The organism is Massilia sp. DD77 (genome assembly GCF_036961685.1).
Lineage (GTDB): Bacteria > Pseudomonadota > Gammaproteobacteria > Burkholderiales > Burkholderiaceae_D > Telluria.
Map to the genome: position 1 here is coordinate 18,769 of NZ_JBAMDH010000009.1, position 26,555 is coordinate 45,323.

Consider the following 26,555-nt stretch of genomic DNA (forward strand, 5'->3'; position numbering starts at 1 on the left):
GTCCTCAAGGCTGGCTGCGCAGGAAGTCCAGCAGCCGGGGCTCGCTGGCATAGGCCGCGTTGAAGCGGAACCAGATGCTGGCGGGCTGGCGCTGGGTGAAGAAGTCGCCGGGGGCGAGCAGGATGCCGGCCTTGAGGGCGGCGTCGGCGATGGCGCGGCCGTCGCGCCCCGGGCGCGGCGCATCTGGCCAGCCGGCGCTGACGAACATGCCGCCGCGCGGCTGGGCCAGCGGCGCCATGCCGACGCCGCGCAGGCTGGCGATGGCGCGTTCGCGCGCATCGTCGAGCTGGCGCGCCAGGCGCTCCACCATGCGGCGGTAGCCGCGCGTGCCGATGGCGTCCAGCACGGCGCGCTCGTTGATCTCGGAGGTCGTCAGGCCGCCCACCATCTTCACGCGCAGCAGCTCCGGCATCAGCGAGCGCGACGCGCACAGCGAGCCGACCCGCAGCGCCGGCGACAGGGTCTTGGAAAAACTGCCCACCCGGATCACGCGGCGCAGGCCGTCCATCGCGGCCAGCGAAGCTTCGCCCGGCAGCGCCAGCTCGCGGTAGATGTCGTCCTCCACCAGCCAGAAGTCGAAGCGCTCGGCGAGGCCGAGCAGGCGGTGCGCGTCCTGCTGGCTAAGCGAGGTGCCGAGGGGGTTCTGCAGCACCGTGTTGACGAACATGAGCTTGGGATGCCGGGCCGCCGCCTGGCGCGCCAGTTCCTCCATGTCGAGTCCTTGCGCGCCGCGCGCGATGCCGACCGGGACGCAGCCGTGGTGGCGCACCAGGGCCAGCAGGTTGCCGTAGCCGGGATCCTCCACGAAGACCACGTCGCCCGGCTTGGTCAGGGTGCGCAGCACCAGGTCGAGGGCATGGGTGGCGCCATGGGTCAGCAGGACCTGGTCGGGGTCGACCGGAAACAGCTCGGCCGACAGGCTGGCCGCCAGGTGCTGGCGCAGGGCGGGGAAGCCGAGCGGGTGGCCGTAGCCGCGCAAGCGGCCGGCCGGGATCTTCATCGCATGGCGCACGGCGTCGAGGATGGTGGTCTCGCCATACCATTCGGGCGGCAGCCAGCCGGCGCCGACCGGCAGCGCTTCGGCCTGGCCGGTGTACAGGTCCGGGGCCAGGACGTCGATCTCGGAAGCCGGGCCGGGCAGGGGCGGGGTGGAGGAGGACGAAGCTGGCGACTGGGCCGGGCTGCGCGCGACAAAGAAGCCCGAACCGCGGCGCGCGGACAACAGACCCAGCTGATGCAGCCGCTCGTAGGCTTCGACGACCGTGAAAGTGCTGACCGCGTTGCACTTTGCGAATTGTCTAACCGAGGGCATCTTGGTGCCGGCGCCCAATTGGCCGTCGCTTACCATCGCCGAGATGGCCGCCACGATCTGGTCGACCAGGCCGCCACGCCGGCCGCGGTCGATCCGCAGCACGGGCCACGCGGCCACGGCTGTGGGCGCGCACGCGCCATCCTCTGTCAACACCGCTTCTTCCATCATCGCCGCTCCTTGGACGGGTTGGAAACTGTACAGGTATCGCTACCGATACGGTTGGTCGCTTCTGCCGGTGGTGTATCTGTTGCCTGTGTTGCCTTGCTGTCTATTATTCACCAGTATTTTGCCAATTGGTAAAAAATTTGCCTTCACGGCGAGGAGACCCCATGAACGAGTCCAGGCCCCAGTCGATGTCGTCGTTTTGGATGCCTTTCACGAATAACCGCGACTTCAAGTCGAACCCGCGGCTGCTGGTGTCGGCTGAAGGGATGTACTACAAGGACGTCGACGGCAATGCCATCCTCGACGGCACCGCCGGGCTGTGGTGCGTGCCCTGCGGCCATGCGCAGCCGCGCATCACCGCTGCCGTCAGCCAGATGGCCGGCCAGCTCGATTTCGCGCCCACTTTCCAGATGGGTCACCCGGCCGCCTTCGATCTCGCCGAGCAGCTGATGGACTACACCGGCCACAAGTTCGGCCACGTGTTCTACACGAACTCCGGTTCGGAAGCGGTCGACACCGCCCTCAAGATGGCGCTGGCCTACCACAAGGCGCGCGGCGAGGGCGGGCGCACCCGCCTGATCGGGCGCGAGCGCGGCTACCACGGCGTGGGTTTCGGCGGCCTGTCGGTCGGCGGCATCGGCCCCAACCGCAAACAGTTCGGCCCCCTGCTGCCCGGCGTCGACCACCTGCCGCATACCCACAACCTGCTCAAGAACGCGTTCTCGCGCGGTGAGCCCGACTTCGGGGTGGAGCTGGCCGACGAGCTGGAGCGCCTGGTCGCCCTGCACGACGCCTCGACCATCGCCGCCGTCATCGTCGAGCCGGTATCCGGATCGACCGGGGTGCTGGTGCCGCCCAAGGGCTATTTGAAGCGCCTGCGCGAGATCTGCGACAAGCACGGCATCCTGTTGATCTTCGACGAAGTCATCACCGGCTTCGGCCGCCTGACCACGCCCTTCGCCGGCGACTACTTCGGCGTCGAGCCCGACCTGATGACGGTCGCGAAGGGCATCACGAATGCCGTGGTGCCGATGGGCGCGGTGTTCTCCAAACGCCACATCCACGACGCCATCATGGACGCCCCGGCCGGTATCGAGCTGTTCCACGGCTATACCTATTCGGGCCACCCGCTGGCCTGCGCAGCGGCGCTGGCGACCCTGGAGACCTTCCGCGAAGAACGCGTCCTCGACAACGCCCGCGAGATGCAGCCCTATTTCGAGGACGCCCTGCACGCGCTGCGCGGTCTGCCCCACGTGATCGACCTGCGTTCGATCGGCATCGTGGCCGGCATCGAGCTGGAGCCCATCGCCGGCAAGCCGGGTGCGCGCGCCTATTCCGCCCTGAAGAAGGCCTTCGCGGACGGCGTCCTGATCCGGACCACGGGCGACATCATCGCGCTGTCGCCGCCGCTCATCCTCCGCAAGCAGCATATCGACGAGCTGTTCGGCAAGCTGGCCACCGTCCTGAAGAACCTGGATTGAATAACCCATGACCCTGATCTCGCACTTCATCAACGGCCAGCTGGCCGAACGTCCCGGCGCCCGCTGCGCCGACGTGTTCAACCCTGCGCGCGGCGAAGCCTGCGCCAGGGTGGCCCTCGCCGATGCCGCCGACGTCGACGCGGCCGTGGGCGCCGCGCTGGCGGCCTTCCCTGCATGGGCGGCCACGCCACCGCTGGCGCGGGCGAGGGTGCTGTTCGCCTACCTGCAACTGTGCCGCGAGCACACCGACGAATTCGCGGCCCTGGTCACCCGCGAGCACGGCAAGACCTTCCAGGACGCGCAAGGCGAGGTCGCGCGCGGCATCGAGGTGATCGAGTTCGCGGTCGGCATCCCCCAGCTGCTCAAGGGCGAATTCACCGACCAGATCGCGCGCGGCATCGACGCCTGGGCCATGCGCCAGCCGCTCGGCGTGGTGGCCGGCATCACGCCTTTCAACTTCCCGGTGATGGTGCCGATGTGGATGTTCCCGATCGCCATCGCCTGCGGCAATACCTTCGTGCTCAAGCCATCGGAACGCGATCCTTCGGCCTCGCTGCTGCACGCGCGCCTGCTCAAGGAAGCGGGCCTGCCTGACGGCGTGTTCAATGTGGTCCAGGGCGACAAGGTGGCGGTCGACGCGCTGCTCGACCACCCGGACATCCAGGCCATCAGCTTCGTCGGCTCGACGCCGATCGCCGAAACCATCTACGCCCGCGGCTCGGCAAACGGCAAGCGGGTCCAGGCCCTGGGCGGCGCCAAGAACCACATGGTGGTGATGCCGGACGCCGACATGGACATGGCGGTCGACGCCCTGGTCGGCGCCGCCTACGGCTCGGCGGGCGAGCGCTGCATGGCGATCTCGGTGGCGGTGGCCGTGGGCGAAGCGGGCGAGCGCCTGGTGGGCGCGCTGGCGGAACGCACGGCGCGCCTGAAGATCGGCGACGGCATGATGGAAGGCGCCGAGATGGGGCCGGTGATCACGCGCGCCGCCAAGGAACGCATCGAGCGCCTGATCGGCCAGGGCGTGGAGGAGGGCGCGACCCTGGTGGTGGATGGGCGCGGGCACACGGTGGACGGCTGCGAGAACGGCTTTTTCGTGGGCGGCACCCTGTTCGACCACGTCCATCCTTCGATGACCATCTACCAGGAAGAGATCTTCGGCCCCGTGCTGTGCGTGGTGCGCCTGCCGGACGTGGGCAGCGCGGTCGAGCTGATCAACGCCAACGAGTACGGCAACGGCGTCGCCATCTTCACCCGCGACGGCGGCGTGGCGCGCGAGTTCGTGCGCAAGATCGAGGTGGGCATGGTGGGCGTGAACGTGCCGCTGCCGGTGCCGATGGCCTTCAACAGCTTCGGCGGCTGGAAGCGCAGCCTGTTCGGCGACCACCACGCCTATGGCCCGGAGGGCGTGCGCTTCTACACCCGCCACAAGGCCGTGATGCAGCGCTGGCCGGACAGCGCCAGCGCCGGTCCGGAATTCGCTTTCCCGCAAATGAAGTAGGCCACACGAGAAGAGGGACGTCCATGATCGAATCACCCATTGAATTGCTGCGCCACCTGCCGCCCGCGGCGGGATCGAACGGCGAACTGGCCGCCCAGTTCACCGACCTTGCGCCGCCGCTCACCGCGCGCCAGGCCGCCGTGGAAGCGGCGCGCTGCCTGTATTGCTACGACGCGCCCTGCATGCGCGCCTGCCCGACCGGCATCGACGTGGCCAGCTTCATCCGCAACATCCACGACCAGAACGTCGACGGCGCCGCCCACGGCATCCTGGAGGCCAACATCTTCGGCGGCAGCTGCGCCCGCGTCTGCCCGACCGAGATCCTGTGCGAGGACGCTTGCGTGCGCAACCATCCGGCCGAGCGCGAGCCGGTGCGCATCGGGCTGCTGCAGCGCTACGCCATCGACAACGCCAATCTCGCCAGCCATCCCTTCCAGCGCGCACCGGCCACCGGCAAGGTGGTGGCCGTGGTCGGCGCCGGGCCGGCGGGCCTGTCCTGCGCCCACCGCCTGGCCATGCTGGGCCACGACGTGGTGGTCTACGAGGCGCGCGAAAAGGCGGGCGGCCTGAACGAATTCGGCATCGCCAAGTACAAGCTGACCGGCGACTTCGCCCAGCGCGAGGTCGACTTCCTGCTGTCCATCGGCGGCATCGAGATCGTCCATGGACGCAAGCTGGGCGAGAACCTCAGCCTGGCCGAACTGCATGCGCGCTACGACGCGGTCTTCCTCGGAATCGGCCTGGGCGCCAGCCGCGCCCTCGGCCTGACGGGCGAGGATGCGCCTGGCCTGATGGCGGCGGTCGACTACATCGCCGCCCTGCGCCAGGCCAGCGACCTGGCCAGCCTTCCCGTGCCGCGCCGCGCCGTCGTCATCGGCGCCGGCAACACCGCGATCGACATGGCGGTGCAGATCAAGCGCCTGGGCGCGGCGGAGGTGACCCTGGTCTACCGCCGCGGCCTGGAAGCCATGAGCGCCACCGGCCACGAGATCGAGATCGCCAAGGCCAACGGGGTGCAGATCCGCACCTGGGCCGCGCCGCTGGAGGTGCTGCTGGACGAAACCGGGAAAGTGGCCGGCATGCGTTTCGAGCAGACCCGCATGGAGGATGGCCGCCTGGTGCGTACCGGCGGCCTGCTGGAGATCGCCGCGGATTGCGTATTCAAGGCCATCGGCCAGGGCATGGACGAAACGGGCTTCAGCGAGCCGCTCGCGAGCGAGCTGTCCCGCGAAGGCGAGCGCATCTGGATCGACGAGCGCTTCCGCACCGCGCTGCCCGGTATCTACGCCGGCGGCGACTGCGTGGCTCCGGGCCAGGACCTGACCGTGCAGGCCGTCCAGCACGGCAAGCTGGCCGCGCTGGCGATCCACCACGACATCCAATCGAAGACGGAGGCAGCATGGCCGACCTGAGCATCGACTTTTGCGGCATCAAGTCGCCCAACCCCTTCTGGCTGGCCTCGGCGCCGCCGACCGACAAGGCCTATAACGTCGTCCGTGCTTTCGAGGCGGGGTGGGGCGGCGTGGTGTGGAAGACCCTGGGCGAGGATCCGCCCGCGGTCAACGTGTCGTCGCGCTACTCGGCCCACTACGGCAAGAACCGCGAGGTCATCGGCTTCAACAACATCGAGCTGATCACCGACCGCAGCCTGGAAATCAATCTGCGCGAGATCACCCAGGTCAAGAAGGACTGGCCGGACCGCGCCATGATCGTGTCCCTGATGCTGCCCTGCGAGGAAGCGCCCTGGGCCGCCATCCTGCCCCTGATCGATGCCACCGGCGCCGATGGCATCGAGCTGAACTTCGGCTGCCCGCACGGCATGCCCGAGCGCGGCATGGGCGCGGCCGTGGGCCAGGTGCCCGACTACGTGCGCATGGTCACCGCCTGGTGCAAGAAGCACACCCGGCTGCCGGTGATCGTCAAGCTCACCCCCAACATCACCGACGTGCGCGCCCCGGCCAGGGCGGCGCTGGCCGGCGGCGCCGACGCGGTCTCCTTGATCAATACCGTGAATTCGATCACCCACCTCGACCTGGACCGCATGGTGGCCTATCCGGTCGTGGGCGGCGCCAGCACCCACGGCGGCTATTGCGGCCCGGCGGTCAAGCCGATCGCCCTCAACATGGTGGCCGAGATCGCGCGCGACCCGGCCACGCGCGGCCTGCCGATCTCCGGCATCGGCGGCATCGGCAACTGGCGCGACGCGGCCGAATTCATCGCCCTGGGCGCCGGCTGCGTGCAGGTGTGCACGGCCGCCATGCTGCACGGCTTCCGCATCGTCGAGGAGATGCAGGACGGCCTGTCGCGCTGGATGGACAGCAAGGGTTACGCCAACCTGGCGGCTTTCTCGGGCAAGGCGGTGCAGAACACCACCGACTGGAAATACCTGGACATGAACTACCAGGTGATCGCCCATATCGACCAGGACAAGTGCATCCAGTGCGGCAAGTGCTACCTGGCCTGCGAGGATACCTCGCACCAGGCCATCGCGCGCGCCGTCGACGGCAACCAGCGGCGCTACGAGGTCATCGAGCAGGAGTGCGTGGGCTGCAACCTGTGCGAGATCACCTGTCCGGTCGAGTCCTGCATCACGATGGTGCCGCAGGAAACCGGCAAGCCCTACATGAACTGGACCCAGGACCCGCGCAATCCGCGGGCCGAAGCGCCCACCGTTGTCGTCGACGCCGCCTAGCCGGACCGAGAGAGGCCACCATGGATTCGACTGTGAACGCGGCACCCAGCGCCGAACTCTGGAACGCCGACCTGGCGCCCACCACTGCTGCCCAGCGCACCTGGCACTGGTACCACTTCGCGGCGCTGTGGGTGGGCATGGTGATGTGCATCCCGGCCTACACGCTGGCGGCCAGCCTGATCGAGTCCGGCATGTCGGGCTGGCAGGCCGTGTTCACGGTCTTCCTCGCCAACGCCATCGTGCTGGTGCCGATGCTCCTGATCGGCCACGCCGGCACCAAGTACGGCATCCCGTATGCGGTGCTGGCGCGCTCCTCCTTCGGCACCCGCGGCGCCCGGCTGCCGGCCCTGATGCGCGCCATCGTCGCCTGCGGCTGGTACGGCATCCAGACCTGGTTCGGCGGCAGCATGATCTATACCCTGCTGGGCGTGATGAACGGCGCGCCCATCGGCGGCGAGCCGATCGCGGGCCTGGGAATCAACCTGGCCCAGCTGGGCTGCTTCCTGGGCTTCTGGGCGATCCAGGTCTACTTCATCGTGCACGGCATCGAATCGATCCGCAAGCTCGAGACCTATACGGCGCCGCTCAAGATCGCGATCTGCTTCGTGCTGCTCTGGTGGGTGTACGACAAGGCGGGCGGCTTCGGCCCGCTGCTCGACCGCCCGTCGGAATTCGCGGCCGGCGGCAAGAAGGCGGGGCAGTTCTGGACCGTGTTCTGGCCTTCGCTGACGGCCATGATCGGCTTCTGGGCCACGCTGGCGCTGAATATCCCCGACTTCACCCGCTTCGCCCGCAGCCAGCGCGACCAGGTGATCGGCCAGACGGTCGGGCTGCCGCTGCCCATGGGGCTGCTGGCGGCGCTGGCCGTCATCGTCACCTCGGCCACCGTGGTCCTGTACGGCAAGGCCTTGTGGGACCCGGTCGACCTGGCCAGCCGCATGACCGGCATCGCGGTGCTGGTCGCGCTCATCGTGCTGCTGGTGGACACGGTCAGCGTCAACCTGGCGGCCAACCTGGTCGGGCCGGCCTACGATTTCTCGGCCCTGGCGCCGAAGCGCATCAGCTACCGCACCGGCGGGTATATCACCGCGGGGCTGGCGCTGGCCATGATGCCCTGGAAGATCCTGGAATCGACCCAGAACTACATCTTCACCTGGCTGGTCGGCTACTCGGCCCTGCTGGGACCGATCGCGGGCATCCTGATCGTCGACTATTACCTGGTGCGCAGGACCGAGCTGGACGTGGCTCAGCTGTACCGCGACGACGGCATCTACGCCTACCTCAGTGGCCCAATGCCCGGCTGGAACCTGGCGGCCGTCGCCGCCTTCGTGCTTGGCGTGCTGCCCAACCTGCCGGGCTTCCTGAACGCCGCCTTCCCGGCAGCCTTCCCGGACGTCGGCGACAGCTTCAAGACCATCTACACCTACGCCTGGTTCGTCGGCCTCGCCATCGCGGCCCTGGTCTACGGCGCCATGATGAAGGCCCGCCGAAACCCGGCCCCGGCGCTGGCGCCCACCATTCTTACATCGAGGGAGATTCCATGACCGTGATCATCCGTGGCGGTACCGTCGTCAACGCCGACCGCGCCTTCCGCGCCGACGTCCTGTGTGTGGGCGACAAGATCGCCGCCGTCGGGGAGAACCTGGAAGCGCCGCCAGGTGCGACCGAGATCGACGCCCGCGGCCAGTACGTGATGCCGGGCGGGATCGACACCCACACCCACATGCAGCTGCCCTTCATGGGCACGGTGACCGCCGACGACTTCTACACCGGCACCGCGGCCGGCCTGGCGGGCGGCACCACCACCATCATGGATTTCGTGATCCCCGACCCCAGGCAGTCGCTGCTGGAGGCCTACCACACCTGGCGCGGCTGGGCGCGCAAGGCGGCCAGCGACTACACCTTCCACGTGGCGGTCACCTGGTGGGACGCCTCGGTGCATGAAGAGATGGGGGTGCTGGTGCGCGAGCACGGCGTCAACAGCTTCAAGCACTTCATGGCCTACAAGAACGCCATCATGGCGGACGACGAGACCCTGGTGAAGAGCTTCCGCCGCGCGCTGGAACTCGGCGCGATCCCGACCGTGCATGCCGAGAACGGCGAACTGGTCTACCAGCTGCAGCAGGAACTGCTGGCCAGGGGCATGCGCGGCGCCGAGGCCCATCCGCTCTCGCGTCCACCGGAAGTCGAGGCCGAAGCGGCCAACCGCGCGATCGCCATCGCCAACGTGCTGGGCACGCCGGTCTACATCGTCCACGTGTCCTGCGCCGAGTCGCTCGACGCCATCACGCGCGCCCGCGCCCGCGGCCAGCGCGTCTACGGCGAGGCCCTGGCCGGCCACCTGGTCATCGACGACAGCGTCTACCGCCACCCGGACCCCGGGTTCGCGCGCGGCCACGTGATGAGCCCACCGTTCCGCAGCAGCCACCACCAGCAGGCGCTGTGGCAGGGCCTGCAGGGCGGCAACCTGCACACCACGGCGACCGACCACTGCACTTTCTGCGCGGCCCAGAAGGCGGCCGGCGCGGACGATTTCACGAAGATCCCGAACGGCTGCGGCGGTGTCGAGGAACGCATGGCCGTGGTCTGGGACGCGGGCGTGGGCACGGGGCGCCTGACCCCGTCGGAGTTCGTGCGCGTGACCTCGACCAACGCGGCCCAGATCTTCAACATCTATCCGCGCAAGGGCCTGGTCGCGGCGGGCGCCGACGCCGACATCGTGGTCTGGGACCCGGAAGGCACGCGGACGATCTCGGCCCGGACCCAGCATTCCAAGGGCGGCTTCAATGTGTTCGAGGGGCGCACCGTGCGCGGCATCCCGACCCACACGGTGGCCGCCGGCAAGCTGGTGTTCGAGCGCGGCGAATTGCGCGCCGAGGAGGGCGCCGGCCGCCACATCGACCGGCCCGCCTTCGCCGCCAAGGTCGGCGCCACCGCGGCCTGAACGGACCACGCAAGCACATCGACAGGGGAAAAAGCATGAACGAACTGCGTATCGACGGCAAGCGCCTGTGGGAGTCGCTGATGGAACTGGCCCGCATCGGGGCGACGCAGAAGGGCGGCGTCAAGCGCCTGGCGCTGACCGACCTCGACCGCCAGGGACGCGACCTGGTGGTGGGCTGGGGCCGCGAGGCGGGCCTGGCGGTGACGGTGGACCAGATCGGCAACGTCTTCATGCGGCGCGAAGGACGCAATCCCGCGCTGCCGCCGGTCGTCACGGGCAGCCACATCGACACCCAGCCCACCGGCGGCAAGTTCGACGGCAACTACGGCGTGCTGGCCGGGCTCGAAGTGGTGCGCACTCTGAACGCGCTCGGGATCCAGACCGAGGCCCCGCTCGAGGTGGCGTTCTGGACCAACGAGGAAGGCTCGCGCTTCGTGCCGGTGATGATGGGGTCGGGGGTGTTCTGCGGCGCCTTCAGCCTGGAGACCGCCTACGCCGCCCGCGATACCGAGGGCAAGACGGTTGGCGAGGAACTGGAGCGGATCGGCTACCGTGGCGAGGAAGTGCCGGGCCGCCATCCGATCGGCGCCTATTTCGAGACTCACATCGAGCAGGGACCGGTGCTGGAAGACGCGGGCAAGGTGATCGGCGTGGTGCCCGCGGTGATGGGGCTGTCCTGGTACGACTGCACGGTGAACGGCATGGAAGCGCACGCCGGCCCGACGCCGATGGGCTTGCGGCGCGACGCGCTGCAGGTGGCCACCGTGATCATGCAGGAAGTGGTGCGCATCGCCAACCGCTACCCACCCTACGGACGCGGCACGGTCGGCATGGTGCAGGTGTTCCCGAACAGCCGCAACGTGATCCCGGGCCAGGTCAAGTTCAGCATCGACCTGCGCAATGTCAGCGACGCGCTGCTCAACACCATGCACGAGGAAATGCTGGCCTTCGTGGCCAGGACGCGGTCGGACAGCGGGCTGGCGATCGAGGTCGAGCGGGTGTCCTATTATCCGCCTTGTCCCTTCCACCCGGACTGCGTGAACGCGGTGCGCGCGGCAACGGAAAAACTGGGGTACTCGACGATGGACGTGGTGTCCGGGGCGGGTCACGACGCCATCTACGCGGCCCGGGTGGCGCCGTCCGGCATGATCTTCGTGCCCTGCAAGGACGGCATCAGTCACAACGAGATCGAGGATGCGCAGCCGGACCACCTGGAAGCAGGGTGCAACGTGCTGCTGCACGCGATGCTGGAGCGAGCGGGAATAGCGAGTTAATGTCGTAGGGTTGGCGGCTTCGCCGCCGACGCGTTCAGGCGACCCATGCGACCCTGTCCGGCTGATCGTCCCTGCGAACGTTGCTTGAACGCGTCGGCGGCAGAGCCGGCTGCGCGTCCCGGCCAACCCGATGGGGCACTGGCCCTGTGCCGCCATCGCCGCCAGCGGAACCGGGACTGCCTGCAGGCTGCCGCCGCCGTGTTCGATGCGCGCCAGGGTCAGCAGGCGGTTGGCCAGGTGGATCGCGGAATCGGTGGTGCCGGCGATCGAGCGCACGATCGCGCGCATCGCCGCCGGATCGTCTTCGCGCAGGGCCAGCTGGGCCTGGGTCTTGAGCACCGTGAGCGGGGTGCGCAGCTGGTGCGAGGCGTCGGCGATGAAACGGCGCTGGCTCGCCACCAGGCCCTGCATGCGCGCCATGGCCGCGTTCATCGCGCCTACCAGCGGCCGCACTTCCTTGTGCACCAGGGCCTGGTCGACGTTCGACAGGTCGGACAGCGGACGGGTCTCCACCCCGCGCTTCAGGTCCATCAGCGGGCGCAGCACCAGGCGCACGGCGAACCACACCAGGGTTGCCACCGCCAGCACCATCAGCGCCTGGCGCAGCAGGGTGTTGACCAGGATGCGGCGCGACAGCGCGCGCCGGGGTCGAGCCGCGCAAGATGCGCTTCGTCGCGCTGGAAGGCGGCGGCGAGCAGTTCGTGGCGATGCAGGCCGGCCACGTACAGGCGATTTCCGGCGACACGTCGGAAGCCCTGCTGTATGCAGGCGATGGAAAAGGAAACAGCAAGGTGAGGGTGCTGGCGGTGCTGTCCGAGCAGCGACTGCCGGGCATCCTGGCCGGGGTGCCGACCGCGCGCGAGCAGGGCTACGACATGGTATGGCCGATCATCCGCGGCGTGTGGATGGGCCCCGACGTGCCGGACGCCGACTACCGGCGCTGGGTCGCGGCTTTCGACCACATGCAGTCGCAGCCTGGATTCGCCCGGTTGCGTGCCCAGGCCGGGCTGTTTCCATTCTCGCTGACCGGCGACGCGCTCACCGGCGACGTGCGCCAATCGATCATCGACTACAATCGCAAGGCGGTCCAGTTCAAGCTGGTGCGCGAGCGCTAGCGCCCCGCAGGGCGCACGCCGGCTGCGCTCAGCACACCGGTTCCTGCAGGTCCGCCATCTCCGCGCCGGCCGGCGCATCCATGTGCCGGCCCGGCCGCCTGAACCTGCGCCGCTCGCGCTTGCGGAAATGGTCCGGCGAGCACAGCACGCGCAGCGCGACGAGGCGCGGCACGCCCGCCTGTTCCAGGAAATGCAATGCGGGATCCAAGCCATGCTGGCTGCAGATCCGCAGCCCTGCGTCCACTTGTTGAGCGGTTGCCCGATCGATACGGGCGTCATTACTGCTGTGTTCAGCCATGCGTCCTCCGGTAAAGGAAAAGATGCTAGCAGACACGAAACCACACTTAAAGTAGTTTGTTAAGAGTTCATCCTAATGGGATGATTTCGTGATGTTTACGCAAAATTTACCCGTTTGATATTGCAGGTTTCTCATCAAATGGCTAGCTAATGCCGCGGGGGATGCCGTCCAGTATACGGACCAGCCGGGGCGCGGCAAGCCGGGAGTTCCGCCAGTGCCAGGCGGCTACAAGGGCAGGGCCGTCTCGTACTTCACTTCGCGCAGCGCCACGCTGGTGTTCACCTGCGAGACGCCGTTCAGCTTGACCATCACGTTGTGCAGGAAGTCGTGATAAGCGTCCATGTCGGCCACCACCACCTTGACCAGGTAATCCGAGTTGCCCGTGGTCTCGTAGCACTCCACCACCTCGGGGCGCAGGCGCATCGCTTCCTCGAACTGCTCGACCACTCCTTCCGCATGGCGCAGCAGCGACACGTGCAGCAGGCAGACCACCGCCAGCCCCAGCTTGCGGCGGTCGAGCAGGGCGGTATAGCGCAGGATGACGCCGTTGTCCTCCAGCTCCTTCTGGCGCCGCCAGCAGGGGCTGGCCGACATGCCGATCCGTTCCGCCAGTTCGTTCGAGGAAATCCTGCCGTTTTTCTGCAGTTCGCCCAGGATTTTCAGGGATGCTCCGTCAATCGACGTGTTTTTCATGTTTTGGCGCGATTCTAGAAATGTTCTTGCAATTCTAGTGCCGAAAACCGAAGAGATAGAAAAAATATTTCGCACCTGCCGGAATATCCTTCCTCATCTTTTCGATTCACATAATAACAATCATGGACACGACGACCACCCTCCCCGCGAGCACCCGGCAGGCAGACACCGCGCCCGCCAACACGGCCCTGGCCGACCCCGATTACGCCCTGGGCGACAACCTCACCCGCCAGCAGGGCCGGGTCTTCCTGACCGGCACCCAGGCCCTGGTGCGCCTGCTGTGCATGCAGAAGCGCTGCGACGAGGCCCAGGGCATGAACACCGCCGGCTTCGTCAGCGGCTACCGCGGCTCGCCGCTGGGAGCGGTCGACCAGGAGCTGTGGCGCGCCCGCAAGCTGCTGGAGCAGCACCGGGTCGAATTCCTCCCCGCGATCAACGAGGAACTGGGCGCGACCGCGGTGATGGGCTCGCAGCAGGTCGAGGCCAACCCCACCCGCAAGGTCGACGGCGTGTTCGCGATGTGGTACGGCAAGGGCCCGGGCGTGGACCGCGCCGGCGACGCCCTCAAGCACGGCCATGTCTACGGCTCCTCGCCGCACGGCGGCGTGCTGGTGATCCTGGGTGACGACCACGGCTGCGTGTCGTCCTCGATGCCGCACCAGAGCGAACAGGCGCTGATGGCATGGGGCATGCCCGTCATTAATCCCGCCAACATCCAGGAATACCTGGAGTTCGGCCTGTACGGCTGGGCGCTGTCGCGCTTTACCGGCGCCTGGTGCGGCTTCAAGGCGATCTCCGAGACCGTGGAAGGCGGCGCCGTGGTCGAGCTGCCGGCCATGCCGCGCTACGTGGCGCCAGGCGACTACGTGGCGCCGCCGGACGGCCTGCACAACCGCTGGCCCGATTTGCCGGGCCTGGCGCTGGAGCAGCGCGTGGCGGCCAAGCTCGAGGCGGTCCAGGCGTTCGCGCGCGCCAACTCGATCGACCGCCTGATGGTGGCTGCGCCAAGCGCCCGCATCGGCATCGTCAGCGCGGGCAAGGCCTACCTCGACCTGCTCGAAGCCTTCGAGCGCATGGGCGTGTCCTTGGCCAGGCTCGAGGAACTCGGCGTGCGCCTGTACAAGCCGGGCCTGAGCTATCCGCTCGAACAGACCCGCCTGGCGGCCTTCGCCGAGGGCCTGGACGAGATCCTGGTGGTCGAGGAAAAAGGCCCGGTGATCGAACAACAGATCAAGAACCTGTTCTACAACCTGCCCGCCGCGAAGCGCCCGGTCGTGATCGGCAAGGCCGATCCCGATGGCCAGCCGCTGCTGTCGGCCCTGGGCGAGCTGCGCCCTTCGCGCATCGCCCCGGTGCTGGTGCGCTGGCTGGCCCCGCACTTCCCGCAGCTCGAACTGGCGCGCATGCTGCCGGGCTTCTGCGCCGCCGAGCTGCCTTCGAACGGGGCGGACGGCATCCGCCGCACGCCGTATTTCTGCTCCGGCTGCCCCCACAACACCTCGACCCGCGTGCCGGAAGGCAGCCGCGCCCTGGCCGGCATCGGCTGCCACTTCATGGCGACCTGGATGAAGCGCGACACCTATTACCTGTCGCAGATGGGCGGCGAGGGCATCAGCTGGGCCGGCTCGGCGCCTTTCGTCGGCGAGCAGCACATCTTCCAGAACCTCGGCGACGGCACCTTCTACCATTCCGGCTCGCTGGCGATCCGCCAGGCCATCGCGGCCGGCATCAACATCACCTACAAGGTCCTGTACAACGACGCGGTCGCGATGACCGGCGGCCAGCCGGTCGACGGCAGCCTGTCGGTGCCCCAGATCGTGCAGCAGGTCTGCAGCGAAGGCGCCAGGAAGGTGGTGGTGGTCACCGACGAGCCAAGCCGCTACGAAGGCGTCAGCCTGGCGGCCGGCGTCACGGTGCATCACCGCGAAGAGCTGGATGCGATCCAGCGCATGCTGCGCGAGATTCCGGGCGTGACGGTGCTGGTCTACGACCAGACCTGCGCCGCCGAGAAGCGCCGCCGCCGCAAGAAGAACACCCTAGAGAAAACCGTGTTCCCGGACCCGGCGCGCCGCATGGTGATCAACCCGGCCGTGTGCGAAGGCTGCGGCGACTGCGGCGTGCAGTCGAATTGCCTGTCGATCCTGCCGCTGGAAACGGAGCTGGGCCGCAAGCGCCAGATCGAGCAGTCGTCCTGCAACAAGGATTACTCCTGCGTCGAAGGCTTCTGCCCCAGCTTCGTCTCGGTGCTGGGCGGCGCGCTGCGCAAGCCGGCAGCGGTCGCGCTGTCGCTGGCCGACCTGGAGCAGACCCTGGCGGCCTATCCGGCGCCCGCGCCGCATGCTTTGGACAAGCCCTTCGAGCTGCTGGTGGCCGGCGTCGGCGGCACAGGCGTGGTCACCGTGGGCGCCCTGATCACCATGGCGGCCCACCTGGAAGGCAAGGGCGCCTCGACCCTGGACTTCATGGGCTTCGCGCAGAAGGGCGGCGCCGTGCTGTCGCACGTGCGGGTGGCGTCCTCGCCCGCGCGCCTGCACCAGGTGCGGATCGACCTGCGCCAGGCTGACGCGGTATTCGCCTGCGACCTGGTGGTGGCGGCTATGCCCGACGGCCTGGCCGTGATGCGCAAGGGCCACACCCGGGTGGTGGCCAACGAATACGAGATCCCCACCGCCGACTTCACGCGCGAGCGCGACTTCTCGATCAACAAGGAAGGCCTGCTCGAGAAGCTGGCCGCGGCCGCCGGCGAAGAGAACCTGTCGCGCCTGGACGCCCAGGCCACGGCCGCCCGCTTCCTGGGCGACACCATCGGCGCCAATATCCTGCTGATGGGCTACGCCTGGCAGCGGGGCCTGGTGCCGGTGAGCCTGGTGGCCCTGATGCGCGCGATCGAGCTGAACGGCGTGGCGGTCGACATGAACAAGCGCGCCTTCACCCTGGGCCGCCTGGCGGCGGCCGACGCCTCTGCGCTGGATCGCCTGGGGCAAGCCCCGCAGGTGATCCAGTTCAGCGCGCCCAAGTCGCTGGCCGATACGGTCGCCTTCCGCGTCGACTGGCTGAGCGCCTACCAGGACGCGGCCTACGCCCGCGTCTACCAGGAAGCGGTGGCTGCGGTCGAGCGGCGCGAGGCCGAACTCGAAGGCGAAGGTGAAGGGAAAGGCGCGCGCAAGCAGCTCAGCAAGCTGGTGGCGCGCAACCTGTTCAAGGTCATGGCCTACAAGGACGAGTACGAAGTGGCGCGCCTGCACGCCGACCCGGCCTTCCGCGCACAGATCGCCGCCCAGTTCGACGGCGACTACAAACTGGCCTTTCACCTGGCGCCGCCGCTGCTGGCGCGCCGCAAGCCCGGCTCGAACGTGCCGGCCAAGATGCGCTTCGGCGCCTGGATGATGCCGGTATTCGGCGTGCTGGCCCGCTTCAAGGGCTTGCGCGGCACGCCCTTCGACGTGTTCGGCTATACCCGCGAGCGCAAGGCCGAGCGCGCGCTGCGCGAGCGTTATCTCGCCTTCGTGCGCGAGCTGGCCACCGGCCTGAACGCGGCCAACAAGGACGCGGCCCTCAAGCTGGCGGCCCTGCCGGACGCGGTGCGCGGCTACGGCCACATCAAGGAAGCGGCCATGGACAAGATGGACGCGCAGTGGAACGAGCTGATGGCGGCCTACCGCCATCCGCCCGCACGGGTGGTGCAGATCAAGCGCCAGGCCTGATCTTCTCCCGGCCTCCGGCTCCTGAGAGACGCCTGGCCTGCGACGGGCCTTGCGTCTTTCCGGGCGTCACACCGACGAAATGGGCCGGCGCGCTTGTCCGCTTGTCCGCGCAGGGATATCCTCCTAATATGAAGATGTGACCCGGCTCCGGATCAGGACGCTGTTGCGCTGGACCTTGCACAAGCGCATGAGAGCGACGCAAGCGCCTGCCGTGTCCGCGCCAGGAAGCATCGGCTCCCCTTGTGCGGGGCGGAAAGCAAGCCATGATGGCGGCGCAATATCAAGTTCTCGAGCGGATCGGCAGCACGGCCGGCTCGAACCTGCATCGCGGACGGCGCGCCGCGGATGGCAAGCATGTCCTCCTGAAACTCCCCATCGCTCTTGACCCCGCCGGCGCCGCACGCTTCCGGCGCGACTACGCGACCATGGCCGCGCTCGACCTCGGCTGCGTGGCCAGGCCTGCCGCCCTGGTCGACGAGCCCGGGCTGCTGCTGATGGCGCTGGAACCGCTCGACGGCGAGCCTTTCGAACAGGCCCTCGGGCGCCGGCGTTTCGGCGTGCCGGCCTGCCTGCGCCTGGCGCTGCAGCTCGCGCACATGCTCGAGGTCTTGCACCACGCCCACGTGATCCACCAGGACTTTCGTCCGGCAAACCTGATGCTCCTGCCCGGGGACCAGCTGATGCTGCTGGACCTGAGCCTGGCCAGCACCGAGGCGCGGCCCGCCGGCACGGGCATCGGCGACTGGGCCTATATCGCGCCCGAGCAGACCGGGCGGCTGAGCCTGCCGGTGGACGGGCGCGCCGATCACTACGCGCTCGGCGTCATGCTCTACCGGATGCTGACCGGCGGGCTGCCGTGCCGCGGCGAGGATGCGCTCGAATGGGTGCACTGCCATCTGGCCCACCTGCCGGTGCCGCCCTCGGAAGCGGATCCCGCCATTCCCGCCACCCTGTCGGCCATCGTCCTGAAACTGCTGCAGAAAATGCCGGAAGACCGCTACCAGAGCATGCACGGGCTGCGCAGCGACCTCGAGCGCTGCCTGCGGCAATCGGAGCAGCAGGACGGCTTCGCGGCCTTCCCGATCGGAGCGCAGGACGTGAACGAGGCGCTCCAGGTCCCGCAGGCCCTGAATGGCCGCGCCGAAGAGCTGGTGCTCCTGATGGCCAGCCGCGACGCGATGACGGCGTCCGGCCGCCCCGTCCTGGCGCTCGTGACGGGCGACCCGGGTGTCGGCAAGACCTGCCTGGTCGAAGCGGTGCAGCAGCCCCTGCTGGAGCGCGGCGGCTGCTTTATCGCCGGGAAATTCGATCAATACCAGCGTGAGATTCCCTACGGTACGATCGCGCGGGCCTTCCGCACCCTGCTGGAGGCGATCGTCACGGGGAGCGACGCCGACGTCGCCCACTGGCGCGAGCGGATCCAGGAAGCGCTTGGCGCCAACGGCCGCGTCATCACCGAAGTCCTGCCGGAACTGGAATGGATCATCGGCGCCCAGCCCCCGCTGCCCGAGGTGCCGCCGGCCGAGGCCCAGAACCGGTTCCGCATGGTGTTCCTGCGGCTGGCGGCCGTGTTCGCGCGTGCCGAGCACCCGCTGACGCTCTTCCTCGACGACCTGCAATGGGCGGACGACGCCTGCCTGCGCCTGCTGAAGGAACTCCTGTGCGCGCCGGCTCCCCTGCACCTGCAGGTGATCGGCACCGTCCGCGAAGGGGATGTCGGCCCCGCCCATCCCCTGGCCCTGGTCCTGCGGCAGATCAGGGACGAGGGCGTGACCGTCATGCCGCTCACGCTCGGTCCCTTGCCCCCGGCGTCTCTCAACGAGCTGGTGAACGACATGCTGCACTGCGGGTACGACGCCGCGCACGCGCTTGCCGAGCTGGTCCACCAGAAGACGGGCGGCAACCCATTTTTTGCCGCCCAGTTCATCCTGGCCGTGGCCGAGCGCGGCCTGCTTGCCTTCGACCCCGGCGCCCGCGCCTGGCGCTGGGACCTGGATGGTATCCGCGCCATGGATGCCACCGACACCGCCGCCGCCGCACTGGTGGGCAAGCTGGCCCAGCTGCCTCCCGCCGCCGCCGAATTGCTGCGACTGCTGGCCAGTCTTGGCGCGGAGGTTCACGAACAGACCCTGTTCGCGCTGTCCGAGCTGCCCGAGGTCGAGAGCCGGGCGGCGCTCGGCGCCGCCATGCGCGCCGGGCTGGTCTTCCTCGGCGGCGGGAAGGTCAGGTTCCTGCACGACCGGGTGCAGGAGGCCGCCTACCTGTCGCAGCCGGCCCCGGCCAGGGCCGCCTTGCACGCCAGGATCGGCCGCCGGCTGCTCGCCGCCCAGGCTGGGGAACCGCCCACGGAATGCCTGTTCGCCATCGTCGACCATTTCAACCGGGGCGCCGCAGCCCTGACGGACCCCGACGAAAAAGCCGATCTGCTGCAGCTGAACCTGTGGGCGGGGCTGAAGGCGAGGGCGGCGGTCGCCTTGGACGCCGCGCGCGGCTTCCTGGAGCGCGCGATGGCGCTGCTGCCGGCCGGCGCCTGGGAGCGGCGCTACCGCGACACCCTCGAGCTGCACCTCGCCCTGTCCGAATGCGAGAGCCTGGCCGGCCATCCCGACCGCGCCGACGCGCTGGCGGACCAGGTCCTGGCCCATGCCCGGAGCTACCGCGAGGCGGCGCGGGTCTACATGCTGCGGATCGCCCTCCGGCAGATGTCGGGCCAGCTGGACGAGGCGGTGGCCAGCGTGGTCAGGGGCGCGCGGCTGTTCGACATGTCATTCCCGGCCGATGACGCCGAGGTGGGCGCGGCGATCGAGGCCGAGATCCGCGCGATCGACGCCAGCCTGCAGGGCCGCTCCATCGAGGAAGTCGCGGACGCGCCGCCGATCGCCGACACCGATATCGCCGCCCTGATCGCCCTGCTGGCGGAAGGCGTCGCGGCCGCCTACATGGTCAAGCCCGACTATTTTTCGCTCATCATCGCACGCATGGTCAGGCTGTCCCTACAGCACGGCAACAGCGAGGACGCCTGCTACGCCTACGGCGCCTATGGCATCCTGCTGGCGCAGCGCGGCGAGATCCCCTCCGCGCTCGCTTTCTCCGCCATGGCCCGGCGCCTGCTCGAGAAGCTTGGCGGGCGCAGGCGCAAGGGACAGGTGATCGCGACCTACGCCATTGCCCTCGGGGCCTTCAAGCATCCCGCGCCCGAGCTCAGGCCCATGCTGGAACGCGCCCACGCCGCGAGCCTCGATGTCGGCGACCTGATGTACGGGAGCTACGTCACCATGACCTATTGCTGGGCCATGCTGCACGACGGCTCGTCCCTGGACCAGCTGGCGCAGCGTATCGACCGCGAGATCGCGGCCGCGCGCGCAAGCCACAACGACACGGTCTACCACACGCTGTGCTTCGAGCGGCAGCTGGCGGCCAGGCTGAAGGGGCCGGCGGGCATGGACGGCGGCGGCTTCGACGAAGCCGCCTGCCTGGCGGTGCTCGAGCGGGCCCGCTTCGGCTTCGGCCTGCAGAGTTCCCACCTGGTCAACCAGGTAACGCGCTACGTCGAAGGCGAGTACGAGGCGGCCCTCGGGGCGGCCGGACAGGTCGCGCGCCACTTGCACGAGGCGGGCAGCCTGATCCTGTTCGACGCGGTGCATCACTTCTACCTGGCGCTGACGGTGGCCGCCCTCTATCCACAGGCGCCGCCCGAGCGCCGGCGGCTGTTCGCGGAGCTGCTGGCGGAGGAACGCGAGCGTCACCGGCTGTGGGCCGGAACCTGTCCACGCAACTTCCAGGACCGGCTGGACCTGCTCGACGCCGAGATCGCCCGCATCGAGGGCCGCGACCACGAGGCCGCCCGCCTGTACGAGCAGGCGATCGCCGGAGCACGCGAGCAGGGATTCATCCAGAACCTTGCCATCGCATGCGAAGCGGCGGCCGCGTTCTGCCACGGCCGCGGCCTGGGGCTGGCCGCCGACGCCTACCTGCGCGAGGCGCGCGCCGCCTATGCCGCCTGGGGCGCCGATGGCAAACTGGCCCGGCTCGACGCCGCGCATCCCGAGCTCGCGCCGCACGGGCAGGCCGCGGCGCCAGCGGTGGGAACGGAGCGGCTCGACCTGCTGTCGATCGCCAAGGCGGCGCAGGCGCTGTCGGCCCAGCTGGTGCTGGCCGAGCTGGTCGACAGCCTGATGCACATCGTGCTCGAGAGTGCCGGCGCCCAGAGTGCTTCCCTGCTACTGGCGGAAGGCGAGGCGCTGCTGGTGGCGGCCGAGGCCAGGGCCGAGCGCGGCGTCATCCGGGTGAGCGTCCACCTGGACCGCTTGGTGCCGCCCGCGCAGCTTCCGGTGTCGGTGCTGAACTATGCACGGCACACCCGGACCCAGGTCCTGCTGCAGGACGCGGCGCGCCCCCATGCTTTCTCGCGCGACCCGTATTTCGCCGGTACCCGCGCCAGGTCGGTCCTGTGCCTGCCCATCCTGCGCCAGGAGGCGCTGGTTGGCCTGCTCTACCTCGAAAGCGAATTGGTGGCCCGGGCCTTCGCGCCCGAACGCATGCCGCTGCTGCAGCTGCTGGCCTCCCAGGCCGCCATCTCGATCGAGAATGCGCGCCTGGTCGCCGGCCTCCAGGAGCGCGAAGACAAGGTGCGCAGCTTGTTCGACGCGAACATCGTCGGCATCCTGTTCTACGACCTGGACGGCCGCATCACCGACGCCAACGACGCCGCCCTGGCGATCCTCGGCTACCAGCGCGACGACCTGGAAGCGGGCCGGATCCGCTGGCCCGAGCTGACGCCGCCGGAATGGCGCGTGGTGGACGAGCGCGCCATTGCGGAGCTCAAGCGCAGCGGCAGCTGCCTCCCCTTCGAGAAGGAATGCATCCGCAAGGACGGCAGCCGGGTGCCGGTCCTGACCGCCGGCGCAAGCATCAAGGGCGGGTGGGAGGGCGTCGGCGTCCTGCTCGACCTGACCGAGCGCAAGCGCGCGGAACAACGGATGCATCACATGGCGAACCACGACGCCCTGACCGGGCTGCCCAACCGCACGCTGCTGCAGGACCGCCTCGAGCAGGCGATCTCGCATGCCCACCGCCAGGGCTGCCGGGTGGCGCTGCTGTTCATCGACCTGGACTACTTCAAGTACATCAACGACTCGCTCGGCCACCAGTTCGGCGACGCGGTGCTGCGCATGGCGGCCGAGCGCCTGCAGCGCTGCGTGCGCGAAGGCGACAGCGTGGCGCGCCTGGGCGGCGACGAATTCGTGATCTGCCTGCCGGCGCTGGGCGACGGGCGGGACGCCGCTCCGGTGGCCAGGAAGGTGCTGGACGCGCTGACGCAAACCTACGTGGTCGAGGGCCACGAACTGCACACCAGCTGCAGTATCGGCATCAGTCTCTATCCGGACGACGCACGCGATGTCGAAGCCCTGATGCGCACCGCCGACACGGCTATGTACCATGCGAAGGAAAAGGGCCGCGGCAACTTCCAGTTCTTCACCGAGGCGCTGAACCGCGCCGCCCAGCAGCGCATGGAAACCGGCAAGCGCCTGCGCCAGGCCCTGGTTCAGGAAGAGTTCATCCTGCATTACCAGCCGCAGGTCGACATGCATAGCGGGCGGATCGTCGCTGCCGAAGCGCTGCTGCGCTGGCGGCGCGCCGGACAGGAACCGATCTCCTGCGGCAGCTTCATCGCCAGCGCGGAGGAGTCGGGCCTGATCGTGCCGATCGGCGAATGGACCCTGCGCCAGGCCTGCCGCCAGCTGCGGCTGTGGCGCGACGCCGGGCATCCGGCACTGAAGATGGCCGTCAACCTGTCGCCGCGCCAGCTTGAACCGGCCAGCTTCTGCAGCATGGTGGGCCAGATCCTCGAGGAAGACGGGTTGCCGGGCGACGCCCTGGAGCTGGAAATCACCGAGAACATCTTCCTGCAGCGCAGCGACACCACCCTGTCGACCCTGAACAGCTTGCGCGACATGGGCATCCAGCTGTCGGTGGACGATTTCGGCACCGGCTACTCGAGCCTGTCCTACCTGCAGCGCTTCCCGGTGCATGCGCTCAAGATCGACCAGTCCTTCGTGCGCGACATCGGCACCGACGGCAACCACCGGGCGCTGATCACGGCCATCATCGCGATGGCCGATGGATTGCAGCTGGGGGTCATGGCCGAGGGGGTGGAGACCGGCGAACAGGTCGCCTTCCTGCTGGCGCACGGCTGCCACTACGCCCAGGGCTTCTACTACAGCCAGGCGGTGCCGGCGCCGCGCTTTGGCGCCATGCTGGACCAGCCTTTCGCCGCGGGGTGAGGCGGCTCAGTGCCGGCCGCGCCCCCAGCCCCGGTGATGGCCACGGCCGTGGTGCCCGCGCCAGCCGCCGTGGCGCCAGCCGTGTCCGCCGTGGTAGCGCGGACCGCGATCATAGTAGCTGAAACCCAGGTCCACGGAGACCGGAGGATAGACATAGGCCGGGCTGCCATACGGGTAAGAGGCATCGTAGGCGGCATACGGCGGGCCGTAGACGGCGCAGCCGCCCAGTCCGCCAGCCAGCAGGAGCGAAATGACCAGGCGTTTCGCGGCGCCTCGGATCTGCGTTTTCATGGCAGCCCCCCATAGGGACGATGGCCCATTCTAGCGCCGTGCCGATGCGAAAATCAAAAGCCAATTTGTAAGGAACTGCTACCCGGGGCATGCTAGGCCAGCCTGCCCAGCTCCTTCAGCAGCACCGCGGCGCCGCATTGTTTCGAGACGCTGTCGGGATTGAACTTGTGGTCCTCGACGAAGCGGCCTTTCTCGTAGAGGTTCGAATAGCTCCACAGGTAGGGCGAATGGATGCCCTGCTTGCGGTAGCCCATGCCGTTGAATCTTTCCCAGCGGTACAGCATTGTCGCCACGTTCCAGTCGTCCAACCCGACAAAGCCTTCGTACTCCAGCGCGTCGCGCGCGCTTTCTTCCCAGCTGAAGGGCGGATTCCCGGCGACCGGCCGGCCTGCGGGCACGCGCACGGTGCGGGCCGACAGCGGGTCGCCATTGTGCAGGTGGGTACCGAAATCCGTGTTCGATTCCATCATGTGGATGATGGCGATGAAGTGCCAGGGAATACCGGTATCCTCCGTCAGCGGCTTGTAGCGCAGCGCGTTGTCCCGCAGGCGCGCGACGCGGGCCGCTATTTCCTTGTGGTGAGCCGGCCGCACGGTGCAGATGTCGAAGTTGCGCCGGTACTCGGGAGCGAGTTCGGCGAAACTGCTGGAACGATAAGGCGGCGCGAGCTCTTCCTGTTCGCGGCGTGCATCCGGCTCGGCTTCCACCGCCGATTCCATCGCCAGCGGCGCCAGGTGGGGAGACTCCTCGAACACCGCCACGACGGTGTATTGGCCGTTGGATTGCTTGAAACTCGATACCTGGGCGCCGAGCGAGCGGTACTCCGCCATGATCTCCTGTACTTCGTCGGCCGGAATATTCCTGGTGATTTCCTGGGTAGCCATATGTTGCCCTAACGTAGTTGAAGTAAATCGACGATCTGGCGACGCTCTTCCTTGAACTCGGGGCGGCTGAGGAATCCCCGTATGCTGATAGTGACCTTGCTCAGGCGCATGAGTTCTTCGACATTTCTGCGATGCGCTTCGTTGACGACGCCATCTGTCCAGACGTATTTGCGTATCAGCTCGGAATTGTCATCGGGCCCGTAGGTCGTATCCAGCACCACCTGGGCATTGGTGGCGGCAGGCGTTCTTCGGCCATCGGCGCTGCCAGCCTCGCCTTTGGGCTCCGCATTCTTCACTGCATGGTTGACTTCGGCTTCGATCGACGCAGGCGTACACAGCACGGCGTAGCCACGGATGGCGTTCATGGCTGCCGGACGCGAGGCATAGCCGGTCGGCACCGACGCCCGATACTTGGCCTGCAGGGCCGTGACCAGCGCGCGCACCGAAGACGGCTCGAGTTCGTACAGGACATTGTTGCCCAGGATGTCGATGGTCGAGCCGGCGAAACCGAAGGCGATCGCGGCCAGGGCCACTTCCTTGGCAGCGGACTTGGCGGCCGCCATGATGCCCGCCGTGGCCGTGCCGAGCGTCGTGATCTGGGCGGTGAGCGTCTGCTTGTCGCGATTCAGGCGCACCAGGGAGGCCATGTAGGCTTCGCACTTGAGATCGGCATATTCCATCCCGGCCAGGACGATCTTGTCCCAGTCGGTGCTACTGGGCGGCGGCGCCTTGGGCATGCCGGCGCGTGTGGCGAGCTGTTCGATGATGCGGGTTTGCTCGGCGGTATCGCTGGCCAGGCGGTCCGCGCCGAATTCGACGCTCTGGTTCCGCGCCAGTTGGGTGTCGCGCCGCATGTCGGTTGCGCAGGCGGACAGGAGCAGGAGGGCGCCAAAGGCGCACGCCCTTGCGGTCAGTGTCGCGAGCTGGCACGGCGGCATTGCGCTTCTCCCTTGCATCCTGGACCTGCTTCAATGATGCAAGGGATATGCCCGGCTTTAAACTTTGCGAGAAATCAAGGGCTTGTGCGCTGACTTGTGCTGCACTCACTTCAATATGCAAGATTTTCCGACAGCAAAGGCGCCACGGGAACGCCCGGCTCGCTGCTCGTTCCGCCGGCTCGGCGGATCAGATATGACGTTCGCGCGCGTGCTTGTCGCATTCGGCCGCGCAGCGCTCGCAGGCGGCCTGGCAGTCGGCGCAGTGCTTGTGCATGGCCGCGTGCTGGGCGCACTTGGCGGCGCAGGAACGGCAGATGTGGGCGCACAGGGCGCAGAAGTCCCCATGGTGGCCGGAGCCGCGCGCCAGCACGTTCAGTGTGGCGGTGCAGATGTCGGCGCAATCGAGGTTGATCGGAATGCAGTCGATGGAGCCGTCGCGCAGGTCGCCGGCCACGCAGGCCTGGCAGGCGCGCAGGGCGTCCTCGCAGGCCTCGATGCAGGACTGGATATTCGCCGTTTCAGTTCCGCCCATGGGTTTCTCCTTGATCGGTTGATGACGGCAAATGGTAGCGCAAGCCCGGCTTGCGCTACGTTCGATACCCGGATGAAAGCCTTGCAGGCGGGAGCCTACTGCTGCGCTTCCAGCTGGACCACGGTCAGCGCCCCGTTCGCGCGCTCGGCGGCGAAGCGGACCTTGTCGCCGGCCTTCACCGTGTCGAGCATGGCCGCGTCCTTGACGCGGAACACCATCGTCATCGGCGCCATGCCGAGGTTCTTCAGCTCGCCGTGGCGCAAGGTGATCTTGCCGGCCTCCTTGTCGACTTTCTTGACTTCGGCCTCCGCCAGCGCGGCGGCGGCAGCAGGAGTGGGTGCATGCGCGTGCTCGTGGCCCTCATGGCCGGTGTGCTGGGCGCCGGCGCCAAGGGACGCGGCGCCAAGGGCGATGGCGGCGGCGAAGCGGGTGAATGCGTTCATGGTG

At 68.3% G+C, this 26,555-nt stretch carries 18 protein-coding genes and 1 pseudogene; 10 read left to right on the top strand and 9 right to left on the bottom strand.

All coding sequences use genetic code 11. The annotated features are described in order from the left end of the window. Positions 1-4 precede the first annotated feature (4 nt). Positions 5-1,480, bottom strand: a complete 1,476-nt coding sequence (locus tag V7778_RS06720) for an aminotransferase-like domain-containing protein (protein WP_335553052.1) — start codon at positions 1,478-1,480, stop codon at positions 5-7. A 161-nt stretch (positions 1,481-1,641) separates the two neighbouring features. Between V7778_RS06720 and V7778_RS06725 the strand changes: the two genes are divergently transcribed. The 7 genes from V7778_RS06725 to V7778_RS06755 are packed head-to-tail and all read left to right on the top strand — an operon-like array spanning position 1,642 to position 11,369. Then, the gene (locus tag V7778_RS06725; RefSeq protein WP_335553054.1) at positions 1,642-2,958 is read left to right on the top strand and encodes an aspartate aminotransferase family protein; all 1,317 of its coding nucleotides are present in this window, start codon (positions 1,642-1,644) and stop codon (positions 2,956-2,958) included. Between the two features lie 7 nt (positions 2,959-2,965). Further along, entirely contained in the window at positions 2,966-4,459 is a 1,494-nt protein-coding gene (locus tag V7778_RS06730; protein ID WP_335553055.1) for a CoA-acylating methylmalonate-semialdehyde dehydrogenase, read from the top strand. Between the two features lie 23 nt (positions 4,460-4,482). Beyond that, a complete protein-coding gene (locus V7778_RS06735) occupies positions 4,483-5,871 on the top strand; it encodes an NAD(P)-dependent oxidoreductase (protein WP_335553057.1) in 1,389 nt (462 codons plus the stop codon). Continuing rightward, positions 5,859-7,151, top strand: a complete 1,293-nt coding sequence (gene preA, locus V7778_RS06740; RefSeq protein WP_335553060.1) for an NAD-dependent dihydropyrimidine dehydrogenase subunit PreA — start codon at positions 5,859-5,861, stop codon at positions 7,149-7,151. The genes V7778_RS06735 and preA overlap by 13 nt, the downstream gene beginning before the upstream one ends. Positions 7,152-7,171: 20 nt before the next feature. Beyond that, entirely contained in the window at positions 7,172-8,695 is a 1,524-nt protein-coding gene (locus tag V7778_RS06745; protein ID WP_335553061.1) for an NCS1 family nucleobase:cation symporter-1, read from the top strand. Continuing rightward, entirely contained in the window at positions 8,692-10,095 is a 1,404-nt protein-coding gene (gene hydA, locus V7778_RS06750) for a dihydropyrimidinase (protein ID WP_335553063.1), read from the top strand. The genes V7778_RS06745 and hydA overlap by 4 nt, the downstream gene beginning before the upstream one ends. Positions 10,096-10,130: 35 nt before the next feature. Next, the gene (locus V7778_RS06755; RefSeq protein ID WP_335553065.1) at positions 10,131-11,369 is read left to right on the top strand and encodes a Zn-dependent hydrolase; all 1,239 of its coding nucleotides are present in this window, start codon (positions 10,131-10,133) and stop codon (positions 11,367-11,369) included. A 144-nt stretch (positions 11,370-11,513) separates the two neighbouring features. On the opposite strand, the pseudogene V7778_RS06760 reads toward V7778_RS06755, so the two are convergent. Then, positions 11,514-12,014: pseudogene (locus V7778_RS06760) on the bottom strand (histidine kinase dimerization/phospho-acceptor domain-containing protein); the annotation flags it as partial. A 17-nt stretch (positions 12,015-12,031) separates the two neighbouring features. Between V7778_RS06760 and V7778_RS06765 the strand changes: the two are divergent. After that, positions 12,032-12,484, top strand: coding sequence for a hypothetical protein (locus V7778_RS06765; RefSeq protein ID WP_335553067.1), 453 nt, complete (start codon positions 12,032-12,034; stop codon positions 12,482-12,484). 28 nt (positions 12,485-12,512) lie between these two features. On the opposite strand, the gene V7778_RS06770 is transcribed toward V7778_RS06765, so the two are convergent. Both V7778_RS06770 and V7778_RS06775 read right to left on the bottom strand, forming a co-directional pair. Continuing rightward, positions 12,513-12,782, bottom strand: coding sequence for a hypothetical protein (locus tag V7778_RS06770; RefSeq protein WP_335553068.1), 270 nt, complete (start codon positions 12,780-12,782; stop codon positions 12,513-12,515). A 225-nt stretch (positions 12,783-13,007) separates the two neighbouring features. Then, complete coding sequence (locus V7778_RS06775; protein WP_335553071.1) at positions 13,008-13,475, bottom strand: Lrp/AsnC family transcriptional regulator; 468 nt, start codon at positions 13,473-13,475, stop codon at positions 13,008-13,010. 122 nt (positions 13,476-13,597) lie between these two features. Between V7778_RS06775 and V7778_RS06780 the strand changes: the two genes are divergently transcribed. Both V7778_RS06780 and V7778_RS06785 read left to right on the top strand, forming a co-directional pair. Then, complete coding sequence (locus V7778_RS06780; protein WP_335553073.1) at positions 13,598-17,179, top strand: indolepyruvate ferredoxin oxidoreductase family protein; 3,582 nt, start codon at positions 13,598-13,600, stop codon at positions 17,177-17,179. A 263-nt stretch (positions 17,180-17,442) separates the two neighbouring features. Further along, positions 17,443-23,463 (top strand): EAL domain-containing protein, encoded by a 6,021-nt coding sequence (locus V7778_RS06785; RefSeq protein WP_335553074.1) that lies wholly within the window; start codon positions 17,443-17,445, stop codon positions 23,461-23,463. Between the two features lie 6 nt (positions 23,464-23,469). Here V7778_RS06785 and V7778_RS06790 read toward each other — a convergent pair whose 3' ends face one another. The 5 genes from V7778_RS06790 to V7778_RS06810 form a co-directional block, all read right to left on the bottom strand. Beyond that, complete coding sequence (locus V7778_RS06790; protein WP_335553077.1) at positions 23,470-23,754, bottom strand: hypothetical protein; 285 nt, start codon at positions 23,752-23,754, stop codon at positions 23,470-23,472. A 92-nt stretch (positions 23,755-23,846) separates the two neighbouring features. After that, positions 23,847-24,638, bottom strand: a complete 792-nt coding sequence (locus V7778_RS06795) for a hypothetical protein (protein WP_335553079.1) — start codon at positions 24,636-24,638, stop codon at positions 23,847-23,849. 8 nt (positions 24,639-24,646) lie between these two features. Continuing rightward, positions 24,647-25,492 carry a hypothetical protein gene (locus V7778_RS06800; RefSeq protein WP_335553082.1) on the bottom strand — a complete coding sequence of 282 codons (846 nt, stop codon included), beginning with the start codon at positions 25,490-25,492 and terminating at the stop codon, positions 24,647-24,649. A 271-nt stretch (positions 25,493-25,763) separates the two neighbouring features. Beyond that, positions 25,764-26,108 (bottom strand): four-helix bundle copper-binding protein, encoded by a 345-nt coding sequence (locus V7778_RS06805; RefSeq protein ID WP_335553084.1) that lies wholly within the window; start codon positions 26,106-26,108, stop codon positions 25,764-25,766. 95 nt (positions 26,109-26,203) lie between these two features. Next, positions 26,204-26,551: a copper-binding protein gene (locus V7778_RS06810; RefSeq protein ID WP_335553086.1), complete on the bottom strand. Its 348-nt coding sequence runs from the start codon at positions 26,549-26,551 to the stop codon at positions 26,204-26,206. Positions 26,552-26,555 lie beyond the last annotated feature (4 nt).